This is a genomic window from Anaeropeptidivorans aminofermentans, from assembly GCF_940670685.1.
Taxonomy (GTDB): domain Bacteria; phylum Bacillota; class Clostridia; order Lachnospirales; family UBA5962; genus Anaeropeptidivorans; species Anaeropeptidivorans aminofermentans.
On record NZ_OW711693.1, the window covers coordinates 2,371,289 to 2,383,340 of the forward strand.

Genomic DNA, 12,052 nt, shown 5'->3' on the forward strand with positions numbered 1-12,052 from the left:
AATTTACTATATTCATACTGTTTCTCATTTTAAGTCAAAAGACTTTAAGAGAAAAGGAGTTATTGCAAAATGAATTTTGCAATAACTCCTTTAAATATGATTCTTAAATTCAATGGCGCCGTTCTTTAAATCCTTAGCATTAGCGACTGCAGCCTCGGTTATTTCCGCGCCCCCTAAAAGTCTCGCTATTTCATCAACCGACGATGAGTAATCCAAAAGCTTAACGGAAGTTTCCGTTTTATCTTCCTTGCTGCTTTTTACAATTAAATAATGATTATCCGCCATGGAAGCAATCTGCGGTAAATGACTTACACAGAGTATCTGTTTTTTTCTTGATATAATGGCAAGCTTTTCCGCAACCTTCTGAGCGGTCCGGCCGCTTACACCCGAATCAATTTCATCAAATATAAAAGTATCTATATTGTCGGCCTTTGATAAAACCGTTTTAAGAGCAAGCATAACTCTTGACATTTCTCCGCCGGAGGCTATTTTCGAAAGGCTTTTCAGCGGTTCTCCGGGGTTTGGTGATATGAGAAATTCTACATTATCGTTTCCTGCCGTTCCAAACTCCTGCTTTTGAGAAACTTCTATTTCAAACTTTGCAGCCTTCATTCCCAATTCTCTAAGAACGTCTTCTATTTCTTTTTGAAGAATAAGGGCTTCTTTTTTTCTAATTTCCGTCATTTGGCGGCAGGTTTTAATTATTTTTTTATAAAGCTCTTTCTTTTCTAAATTGAATTTTTGCAATAGCTCTTCACTGTTTATAAGGAAATCGTATTCTTCTTTTATTTTAGAATAATAATCGAGTATGCTTTCGACGGAATTTCCGTATTTCCTCTTAAGGCTGTAAATAAGTTCCAGCCTTTCTTCGATGTTTTTTAAAGCTTCCGGATCTGTTTCTATATTTTCATAATACTTTCTTATATCTCTTACACTATCGTCAAGCAGAGAAAGAATCGATTCAAGCTGAGGCAGGAGCCTTTCAAGATTTTCATCGTCTTGAGAAACAGAATTTATAAGGCTTATGGCAGATGAAATATTATCTACTGCGCTTCCGCCCTCATTTCCGTATAAAAGCTCAATAGAGTTTCCTATGTTCTCTGTCAGCCTTTCGCTGTTTACTAAGATACGCCTTTTTGCTAAAAGCTCTTCTTCCTCATTTTCTTTGAGATTGGCTAATTCAATTTCTTCAATTTGAAATTTAATAAAATCCAGCCTTTTACCAAGGCTTGAACTGTCTTTTGTAATTTCTTTTATCTTTTGATTTATTTGTCTATAGTTTTTTATACTTAAATTCAGGCTCTCTTTATTTTCTTCAAGCTCTTTCCCGCAGAATTTATCAAGAAGCTCAATATGCTTAGAAGAGTTTAAAAGGGACTGGTGCTGATGCTGCCCATGAATGTCCAAAAGAAACTGTGAAATATCCTTCAGCATGGAAACTGTAGCACTTCTGCCGTTTACTTTTATAGAGCCCCGGGAGTTCGTTTTTATTGTTCTTGATATAAGAAGATAATTATCCTCAACATCGATTCCCATATCTTTTATGTATTCCGAAACATCATCATTCTCAAGGACAAAAAGACCCTCTACAAGAGCCTCTTCTTCTCCGTTTGATATAAAATCCTTATCGGCCTTCTGTCCTATTAAAAAATTAATGGAATCTATAATCATAGACTTTCCGGCGCCTGTTTCCCCTGAAAGAATATTCAGGCCCTGAAAAAAATCTATATCCGCTTCTTTAATAAGGGCTACATTTCTTATATGCAGATGCTCAATCAAAAAACTCACCTTCTTTACAAGCTGAATCAAATCTGTAAAAACTATACTCCGGTAAATTTATGAAGTCTTTCAAGAACCGCTTCGGCCTCTTCCACATTTTTAAAAACACTGAATATGGTGTCATCGCCGGCTATGGTACCTATAATTTCTTTATTATCCATAGCATCAAGAGCAGCTGCAACAGCCATGGCCATACCGACGAGGGTTTTTATCACCAGTATATTTCCGGCAACCTGCATACTGGCAACGCCTTCTTTAAAGACCCTGATCTGCCTTTCGGTAATAACATGCTCAGGGCCGGAAATGGCAGCATATTTCTGCTTATTATTATCATATTGAATCTTTGTAAGCTTAAGCTGCCTTATATCTCTTGATACGGTTGCCTGGGTAACGTCAAAGCCCATGGCTTTAAGCCTGTCTGCAAGCTCCTCCTGAGTTTCAATATCATTATTTTTAATAATATCTATAATAGCCGAATGCCTTTTGGATTTCATATATACTCTCCCATTCCCGGGCAGAATTCATTGCCCTTATTAAAATAATATAATATAGCAAATAAATTTTAAAAAAGACTAAATTTATTTACTATAAGCTGAAGAAAAACTTATGAAACTTAAGAAACAAAAAGATAGCTTTCAAGTTCCATAAGTATTGGTATCGCTTAATAAATCTTATATTAATGGTAGAATTTTTTTCTAAGTATATCATAAAAGCCTAAATCATTGGTCTTTATAATCGTCGTGTAAAATTGAGACCGGCTTATTTTAATAATATCACCGCTTGAAAGCTTATAATGCTCCTGCCCGTCAAGGCTTAGGACAACTTCATCAGGGTTATCCCCTATGGTAATATAAACCTCATCATTTGCCGATATAACAGAAGGCCGTGAATACATTTTATGCGGGCATATAGGCGTTATGGCTATAAGCTCTATATCAGGCTTCAATATCGGCCCTCCTGCCGATAAATTATAGGCTGTAGAGCCTGTAGGCGTTGAAATTATGATTCCGTCGGCTCTGTAGGTGTCAATATATTCATCATTTACACCTACCTTAAGGCTTATCATTTTCGATAGATTTCCGCGCAATATGCATATGTCATTCAGGGCAATATGGCTTTCATTACTGCCTTTTCCGAGGATTTCAGCCTGAATCATCATTCTCTTTTCAGTTTTATAATCTCCCTTCAAAACTTTTTCAATTGCTTTTATGCCTTCCGATTTGTCAACGTCTGTCAAATACCCAAGATTGCCTAAATTTATGCCTAAAAGAGGGATGTCGCAAAATGCGGCGCGCCTTGCGGCTTCAAGAATTGTACCGTCGCCGCCTAAAACAATAATGAAGCTGCAGTTGATACACATTTCATTGATACCCATAAAAATTTCCCCATTAAAAGCTCCTTCGGCAGAGCCTGTTTCTATAATGGGGTAATGTCCCTTTGATTTAAGCCAGTCAATGACTTCTTTCGTATATTCAAGCTCCCTATCTTTCGTATGGTTTGTAATTATCCCTACATTTTTCATTCCCTAGCCCCTAAACAATTCTTCGTTTATTTCAGTGCATATATGCTTATAACGGCTTGGGTTCAAACCGTCACCGTGGGATTTGCTGATATATATGAGATATTCTATATTTCCGTCTCCGCCCTTTATGGGAGAAGGTATAATGTCTTTTACTGTAAAATTAAATCCTATAATAATATTATACATATTTTCCAGTATTTTTAAATGAATTTTTCTATTTTTGACAACGCCGTCTTTTCCTACGTTTGCCGGCCCAGCTTCAAATTGAGGTTTTATAAGGCATACAGCCTCGCCCTTTTCATTTAAAAGAGTTGAAATATTTTTTAATATTTTACCAAGAGAGATAAATGAAACATCAACTGATGCAAAGGAAATATCATCATCAATATTTACGTCTCTTATATCCGTTTTTTCCATGGATATCACTCTTTTATCATTTCTAAGGCTTTCGGCAAGCTGGTCTGTGCCTGTGTCTACGGCATATACTTTTAAAGCGCTGAATCGAAGCATACAATCGGTAAAACCGCCTGTGGAAGCCCCAATGTCAATACAGATTTTATCCTGAAGGTTTATGGAAAAATGCTTTAAAGCTTTTTCAAGCTTATATCCGCCCCTTCCTACATATATATATTCAGGCTTTTCAACAGAAAAAATGCTATCATCAAAAAATTTAGAACCGGGAGATAAAAGCACCTTATCCTGCAGCCGAACTCTGCCTTCTTTTATCATATCTACGGCAATATTTCTGCTTACGCCTTCCTGCTTTGAAATTAACAGATCAAGCCTTATTTTTTCAGGCATTTTTGTTTCCGTCCTCTATTTTACTAAGTATGGTTTCCATCATTTTTTCAGTGCTTAAGCCGTAAATATGGAAAAGCTCTTCTCTTGTGCCTTGAGGTATGAATTCATCGGGAAAAGCAAATATATGATAGTTAGAAACATTGATTCCCATATCATTTGCCTGCCTTAATAAATTGCTTCCAAAGCCTCCCGAAACTACGTTTTCTTCAAATGTAAACACATGCTGAAAGCTCTTTAAAAGCTCTGTCATTTCTTTATCTATTGGTTTTGCAAATCTTGCATTTATAAGAAGCGGGCTGTGGCCCTTTTCCTTAAGCATTCCGTAGACTTTAAAAGCTTCCTCCATCATAGAACCAAGAGCAATCAGGGCAATTTCCTTCCCTTCAAAAATCACTTCGGATTTTCCAAGCCTTATTTCAGAAATAGTGTCATGAAGGAGCATGGAAGCAGAGCCTTTGGGGTATCTTACGGAGACAGGCCCCTTATGGTCTATGGCAAATTTAATCATTTTTCTAAATTCTGCTTTATTCTTCGGAGCCATAATTACCATATTGGGCATGGAGCTTAGAAAGGATATATCAAAAAGCCCTTGATGGGTTTCTCCGTCGGCGCCTACGACACCGGCTCTGTCGATTGCAAAAACGACATTACTGTTCATAAGGCAGACATCATGAAGAAGCTGGTCATAGCTTCTCTGGAGAAAAGTTGAATACACAGCAAAGACAGGCTTAAAACCGTTTTCTGCCATGGCAGCGGAAAAGGTTACGGCATGCGCCTCGGCAATACCCACATCGAAAAATCTTTTGGGAAATTCCTCTTGAAATGGAGTAAGGCCTGTTCCCTCCGGCATAGCAGCCGTTACGGCAACTATTTTTTCATCGCTTCTTGCAAGCTTGCATAGTGTTTTTCCCAAAACGTCGGAATAGGTATCATATACTTTGGTTTTTAAAACCTTGCCGGTTTTAATATCAAATTTATCTATTCCATGGAATACGCAAGGGTCCTTTTCACTCATTTTATAGCCTTTGCCCTTTTTTGTATAAACATGAAGAAATACAGGGCCTTTCATTTTTTTAGCCCTGTTGATGACATTAATAAGCTCTTCTACATTATGGCCGTCTATGGGGCCGATATATTTAAAGCCCATTTCCTCAAATAAAATTCCCGGAACAAGGGCATATCTCACGCTGTTTTTCGTTTTTTCAGCAAATCTTCCCAAGCTTTCGCCTACGATGGGAATGCTGTTTAATATCTTTCTTATATCATTTTTTACACCGATATATTGAGGGCTTGTTCTGATGTCGTTTAGATGGCGGCTCATTGCCCCTACATTTTTAGATATGGACATTTGGTTGTCATTTAAAATAACCATTAAATCCGTGCCGCCTCTGCCGGCATTATTAATAGCTTCAAAGCTTAAGCCCCCCGTCATGGAGCCATCGCCTATAATGGCAGCTATTTTATATTTTTCGCCGGATAAATCCCTGCTTAAAGCCATGCCCAAAGCAGAGGATATGCTGGTGGAGCTGTGGCCTATATCAAAAAAATCATGAGGGCTTTCGTTTTTCTTAGGAAAACCCGAAAGTCCGTTAAGCTGTCTTAAGGTATCGAATTTATCTTTTCTTCCTGTAAGAATTTTATGAACATAAGCTTGATGGCCCACGTCCCATAATATTTTATCTTCGGGAGAATTAAGGCAATAATGCAAAGCCACCGTAAGCTCCACAACCCCAAGGTTTGAAGCAAGATGGCCTCCGGTTTTTGAAACAGATTTCACCAGAAAGCTTCTTATTTCTTTACAAAGCTGGGGTAAATCCTGTTTATCTATTTCCTTTAAATCCTCAGGGGAATTTATTCTATCAATATAGCGCATATGCACCACTTTCCAATCGTATTATCTCATAAACATAAGGCTTGAACGTGCGCACTCTTCATTCAATAAAAGCAAACGCCGTTTAACTTTATTATAGGACTCTTTAGCCTTTCTCGCATTCATACATTTCCCTTCGTGAAATGTATGAATGTAATAATCAAGCTTCCCTTGATTTTGATGTAGGGCTCTTTTGCCCTTGACCCATTCATACATTTCCCTTCGTGAAATGTATTCATGTAATAATCAAGCTTCCCTTGATTTTGATATATTGTTCTTTACCCCTTGACCCATTCATACATTCCCCTTCGTGAAATGTATTCATGTAATAATCAAGCTCCGCTTGATTTTGATATATTGTTCTTTACCCCTTGACCCATTCATACATTTCCCTTCGTGAAATGTATTCATGTAATAATCAAGCTTCGCTTGATTTTAATATAGGGCTCTTTTGCCCTTGACCCATTCATACATTTCCCTTCGTGAAATGTATTCATGTAATAATCAAGCTTCGCTTGATTTTAATATAGGGCTCTTTTGCCCTTGACCCATTCATACATTTCCCTTCGTGAAATGTATTCATGTAATAATCAAGCTTCGCTTGATTATTACATATTATAGGCCGCTACGGATACAACGATGCCGAGAACGGCGCCTGCCGCAACCTCAACGGGACTATGGCCGAGAAGCTCTTTAAGCTTTTTATCGAGAACGATGCCTGTATTTTCGATATTTGCCACAAGTTTATTTATGATTTCCGCCTGTTTTCCTGCGGCTCTTCTTACCCCTGCGGCGTCATACATAACAACCATGCTTATAACGGCGCATATGGCAAAGGCCGTAGAGTCAAAGCCTTCAAGAAGGCCGACGGAAGTAGACATTGCCGAAACAAAAGACGAATGGGAGCTTGGCATTCCTCCGGAGCTTATCATAAGGGCAAGGCTTAATCTGCGTTCTTTTTTAAACTCAATCATAATTTTAATAAGCTGAGCAATGGCCCATGAAAATGAAGCTGTCCAAAAGATGCTGTTATTTATAATCTGATTTATATACTTCAACAAAAAACCTCCCGGCCGCTATGAATAAAATACGGCAAATACTTTAAATTCTTTCTATCAGGCATCAACTTTTTCTGTTTAAAAGAGATTCGGCATAATTTATTATATCATTATTATATAAGCTTAATCTTAAGAGAATTTGAACGCTTTCAGAAGAAAATTCCTCATAGTCTTTTTTTGCTCTTTCCATACCGTAAAGGGATACATAAGTATTTTTATGATTTTTAGCATCGGAGCCTATACTTTTGCCAAGTTCAGAAGCATTTCCCTCTACGTCAAGAATATCGTCTTTTATTTGAAAGGCCATGCCTAAATAATATCCCGATAGCTCGAACTGCCTTACAATTTCATCGTCGGCTCCTGCCATAATGGCACCGGAAGCCATAGCAGCTTTAATAAGGGCTGCCGTTTTATTTTCATGAATATAAGTTAATATTTCTTTTTCAATTATTTTTCCGTCGGACAAAATATCTACAACCTGTCCGCCGATCATTCCGTCTATACCGGAAGCCTTGGCAATTTTACTCATGGCCTTTAAAGAATTAATATCAACGCTTTCCAAAGCATAATCAGTCATAATTTCATAAGCTGTGTTTAAAAGAGCATCTCCCGCCAAAATGGCTACGGCCTCTCCGTAAACCTTATGATTTGTAAGTTTTCCTCTGCGGTAATCATCGTTATCCATGGCAGGAAGGTCATCATGAATAAGAGAATAGGCATGAATCATCTCTAAAGCGCAGGCAAAGGGAATTGTCTTATTAAAATCGCTTCCTAAAGCCTTGGTGCTTAAAAGGGCTAAAGCAGGTCTTACTCTCTTTCCCCCTGCAAATACGGAATATCTCATGGCCTCTGAAATTATGTCTGGGTATTTTATATCAAGATAGGTATAGAGTCTGTTATTTATAATTTCAATATACTCATTCATAATCTTCTTCTCCTTCTGTATCAAAGGGAGTTTCTTTAAAAAGGCCGTCAGCTTGTTCCTTGAGTACAAGCACCTCTTTTTTTACTGTTTTAAGCTCTTTATCAAGAAATACGCTGATTTCAATGCCTTCCTTGTAAAGCTTTAAAGATTCGTCTATGGAAATATCATTATCCAATAAATCGGCTATTTCTTCAAGCCTTGAAAAAGCGTCTTCAAAATTAAGTTTTTTTCTGGCCATTATAATCACCCTTTAAAATAAAGTAAATTCCACCCAAGGAAGTAATAAAAATCTATTTTCATAAACGGCTTAAATAGATAAACCCTATATTTAAACCATTCAAACATATGATTTTTTTACTGTTTCATTTTTAAATTCACTATAATTCAGTGTTTGAAAAAAACTTTTGTTTTTATCTTTCTTCATTTTTCAAACACGACTCAATGAATGCCTTTGCATACCCGTCTGAAAACATAAGCTTTATGGTATCCCCCGGATTAAGCCTTTCTACGGAATTTACAGGAATATCATTCTTAAAGGCTATGGCATATCCTCTGCTCATAAGTCGCAGGGGGGACAGCTTTTCCATAAGGGAAGCATAATGGGATAATTTTTCTTCCGAATTTTTTATATTTGAGAGCATTTTTTGTGACATTCGTCTGTTATAGCCTTTTAATCTGTCATAATCTTTATTATTTTTATTAATCAATCTATAGTAATAGTCCTTAAAATTAAGGGCTTTTATTTCCTGTTCAATATGGCTTATTTTTCTTATTATAGCCCTGTCCATTTTTTTATATAAATAATTAAGGGTATTGATATAACTCATTCTGTCTGGAAAGCTCATGCTTATGGCGGCAGAAGGCGTAGGTGCGCGCAGATCCGAAACAAAATCCGAAATTGTATAATCCGTTTCATGGCCTACGGCTGAAATAACAGGTATTTTTGAATTAAATATGGCCCTTGCGACAATTTCTTCATTAAATGCCCATAAATCTTCTATAGAACCTCCGCCCCGGCCTATAATTATAATATCCGCCTTTTTCCATCTGTTTGCAATATCCAATGCATTTACTAAGCTATAGGGGGCTTCTGCTCCCTGAACAAGTGAAGGAATTATGACAAGCTCTATACCGGGATTTATACTTCTTCCCATTCGAATCATATCTCTTACGGCGGCAGATGTAGGCGAGGTTATTAATGCTACGGTTTTAGGCGCAGGAGGAATGGGCTTTTTATATTTTTCGTCAAATAAGCCTTCGCTGTAAAGCTTATTTTTTAAAGCTTCAAATCTGATATGAAGCTCTCCCTTTCCGTAATCTTGAATAATCTCTGCGTAAAGCTGATAAGCGCCTGTTTTTTCATAGAGAGAAATTCTTCCGAAAACCATTACTTTCAAGCCGTTTCTCATTTCAAAATTTATCCTTGAAGCACTGGATTTAAACATGACGCAGTTAATAGAGGCATTTTCATCTTTCAGGCTGAAATATAAATGACCTGATGAATGCCTCTTAAAATTCGATATTTCACCTTCTATAAAAAGTTCGGATAAAATAACGTCTTCTTCAAGAATAGATTTTATATAGGAATTAATCTGAGATACGCTGAAAAAACTCTTTTCCAATTTTAAACTTCTCCCACGCTTTTTACTACACTTCCCAATACCCCGTTTATAAAGGACGGTGCCTCTTCCGACGAATATATTTTAGCAAGCTCCACCGCCTCATTGACGGATACGGAATAGGGAATATCCTCGGCAAAAAGGATCTCGTATATGGCAAGGCGCAGTATCGCTATGTCGACAGTATTAAGCCTGTCCATTTTCCAGCCCTTAAGGTTTTCGGTTATATATATATCAATTTTATTTATATTCTGAATAACACCGCTGATTTCCTGATAAATAAACGCTCTATCCCCGTCTGTAAGCTCGTGGTCCTTGCCATATTCGTTTAAAATCTTATCAGGCTCTATATCGGTATAAAATTCAAGCTGGTATACCAGACTGAATGCGTGCTTTCTGGCGGTTCTTCTGCTCATAAAAATCCCTTTCTTCGTAGCGTATGCTTTTAAATTAGAAACCGGCTAGGCAGTGTCTGAAAACCTAGAAACCGGCAAGAATAATAAATAAACTAAAGTTTATTTATCATTTTACAGCAGAAATACATTTTTCAGCTTGTAAGCTGAAAAAGTATTGTTTGTAAGGAAGTGTGAATTCGAGGAGAAAACCCCAAAGATAGCGGGCATTTACATTTTTGCTTTATGCAAAAATGTTGAGCGTACAGGTTTACTCAAAGTAAACCTGTACGGCATATCTTGAGGATTTACGACAATGAAGTCGCACTTTTATGGCAAAACATCCTAGAGTTTGGAGTTTTCAGACACGCCCTAATGTTTGGATTTTAAAATTAAATTTAACAAACCCTTAAAGGTAGCTTTAAGGGTTTATCATAACAATCTACTCTGTAACTTTCGTATCCTTCTTGCTTACAATCTTATCCTTCTCTGCAACCAAGCCTGTAACGCTTATATTGATTTCCGGAACCTCAAGGCCCGTCATAGTCTCTATTGCATTCTTAACCCTTTCCTGAACCTGAGTGCATACCTCATGTATTTTATATCCGGCTCTTATATAAAGATTAAGTTCGAATTTTACTTCGTTGCCTTCAACCTCTACTTTAACCCCTTTGGATAAATTCTTTTTTCCAAGGAGCTCCGCAATATCCGTGATATTGCCTGCCATTGCGGCAACACCTGCAACTTCCATAGCCGCCGTACCTGCTATTGTCGCTAAAACATCGTCTGCTATCTGAATTTGCCCTATGCAGTCGTTATGTTCTTCCGTTCTTATCTCAGCCATAAAAACCTCCCTATATCATAATCATCGTTTTTATTCATAGTATGTGCCAAATAAATAATAGTATATGCTTTTTTGTAATGTTTAAGAAAAATACTTGCTTTATATATACGGGTTTAATGTTTGGATGTATTCGTAAACCAAAGCAATTTATAGATGCTTATACCCAATTGTATCATAAATCTAATTTTTACTCATGCATTTTACTGCGTAAAATGCATCGGAGGGTGCTGCAAAATTTATTTTGCAACACCCCTATTATACCATATCTGGCTTATTTTGCAATCTTTTTGGCTTTATGCTGCATCTTTTTATATCCTTTGAAAAATCAAAAAGGCCTTCCGGCCTTTTTAATTTTTATAAACTATTTACTTTAGAAGGTTTCTACATAAAGCTCAAAATGTGCCTTCGGATGGATACATGCAGGACAAATTTCAGGAGCTGCGTCGCCTTCATGAATATATCCGCAGTTTCCGCATTTCCAGAAAACCTTTCCGTCTTTTTTAAATACGGTGCCGTTTTCAATATTGGCGAGAAGCTTTAAAAATCTCTTTTCATGATTTGTCTCTGCATCGGCAATCTTTGAAAAAGCAACTGCAACTTCGTTAAAGCCTTCTTCTTTCGCTACTTTTGCAAATTCGGGATAAAGATGTGACCACTCGTCGTTCTCCCCATCAGCGGCCGCCTTTAAGTTTGCAGCAGTATCTCCAAATTCTACCGGATAATCGGCATTTATTGTTATGTTAGCTGGAAGCTCATCTTTAAAGCCTTCTACAAGAAGCTTGTAAAATCTCTTTGCATGCTCCTTTTCATTGTCAGCAGTTTCGATAAATATGTTTCTGATCTGCTTGTAACCCTCTTTATCGGCAACGGAAGCGAAGAATGTATAACGGTTCCTTGCCTGGGATTCTCCTGCAAATGCCTTAAGTAAATTTTCTGCTGTTTTTGTTCCTTTTAAACTCTTCATCTTATCTACCCCCTTGATTAGAATTGTATCTTCGAGCATTGTCGTGTGCAGTAAACAAATTTAAAAATAAGCAAATTAACCCTATAGGGTTTTGTTCTTCTAAATTTGTCTACCTAAATGCCCGGATGCATTTTAAAGCAAAACAAGATATATGCTTTTGTTACTGTAAAACTAATTTGTTTTACTATATATGCATCGGCAAAGGCTTTTAAAAGCCCTTGCTATTTCATAAGCGTAGGCTCTGCTCATACATTTCACGAAGTGAAATGTATTCGTGG

General features: G+C 37.1%; 12 protein-coding genes. All 12 read right to left on the reverse strand.

The features are described 5' to 3' along the window. Positions 1–90 precede the first annotated feature (90 nt). Positions 91–1,779 (reverse strand): DNA repair protein RecN, encoded by a 1,689-nt coding sequence (gene recN / locus NBX03_RS10000; protein ID WP_250227634.1) that lies wholly within the window; start codon positions 1,777–1,779, stop codon positions 91–93. 41 nt (positions 1,780–1,820) lie between these two features. Further along, positions 1,821–2,273 (reverse strand): arginine repressor, encoded by a 453-nt coding sequence (gene argR, locus NBX03_RS10005; protein ID WP_250227635.1) that lies wholly within the window; start codon positions 2,271–2,273, stop codon positions 1,821–1,823. A 182-nt stretch (positions 2,274–2,455) separates the two neighbouring features. Next, entirely contained in the window at positions 2,456–3,301 is an 846-nt protein-coding gene (locus NBX03_RS10010; RefSeq protein ID WP_250227636.1) for an NAD(+)/NADH kinase, read from the reverse strand. A 3-nt stretch (positions 3,302–3,304) separates the two neighbouring features. Then, positions 3,305–4,102: a TlyA family RNA methyltransferase gene (locus NBX03_RS10015; RefSeq protein WP_250227637.1), complete on the reverse strand. Its 798-nt coding sequence runs from the start codon at positions 4,100–4,102 to the stop codon at positions 3,305–3,307. After that, positions 4,095–5,975, reverse strand: coding sequence for a 1-deoxy-D-xylulose-5-phosphate synthase (gene dxs / locus NBX03_RS10020; protein WP_250227638.1), 1,881 nt, complete (start codon positions 5,973–5,975; stop codon positions 4,095–4,097). Before dxs ends, NBX03_RS10015 begins: the two co-directional genes overlap by 8 nt. Before the next feature lie 605 nt (positions 5,976–6,580). Beyond that, positions 6,581–7,030, reverse strand: coding sequence for a divergent PAP2 family protein (locus NBX03_RS10025; RefSeq protein WP_250227639.1), 450 nt, complete (start codon positions 7,028–7,030; stop codon positions 6,581–6,583). Positions 7,031–7,094: 64 nt separating this feature from the next. Beyond that, positions 7,095–7,955, reverse strand: a complete 861-nt coding sequence (locus tag NBX03_RS10030; protein WP_250227640.1) for a polyprenyl synthetase family protein — start codon at positions 7,953–7,955, stop codon at positions 7,095–7,097. Then, positions 7,948–8,193 (reverse strand): exodeoxyribonuclease VII small subunit, encoded by a 246-nt coding sequence (xseB, locus tag NBX03_RS10035; RefSeq protein WP_250227641.1) that lies wholly within the window; start codon positions 8,191–8,193, stop codon positions 7,948–7,950. Before xseB ends, NBX03_RS10030 begins: the two co-directional genes overlap by 8 nt. 172 nt (positions 8,194–8,365) lie before the next feature. Further along, positions 8,366–9,577, reverse strand: coding sequence for an exodeoxyribonuclease VII large subunit (gene xseA / locus NBX03_RS10040; RefSeq protein ID WP_250227642.1), 1,212 nt, complete (start codon positions 9,575–9,577; stop codon positions 8,366–8,368). Positions 9,578–9,579: 2 nt separating this feature from the next. Further along, entirely contained in the window at positions 9,580–9,990 is a 411-nt protein-coding gene (gene nusB / locus NBX03_RS10045) for a transcription antitermination factor NusB (protein WP_250227643.1), read from the reverse strand. A gap of 418 nt (positions 9,991–10,408) precedes the next feature. Continuing rightward, positions 10,409–10,810 carry an Asp23/Gls24 family envelope stress response protein gene (locus NBX03_RS10050; RefSeq protein WP_250227644.1) on the reverse strand — a complete coding sequence of 134 codons (402 nt, stop codon included), beginning with the start codon at positions 10,808–10,810 and terminating at the stop codon, positions 10,409–10,411. A 370-nt stretch (positions 10,811–11,180) separates the two neighbouring features. Then, entirely contained in the window at positions 11,181–11,774 is a 594-nt protein-coding gene (rbr, locus tag NBX03_RS10055; RefSeq protein ID WP_250227645.1) for a rubrerythrin, read from the reverse strand. Between the last annotated feature and the right edge of the window lie 278 nt (positions 11,775–12,052).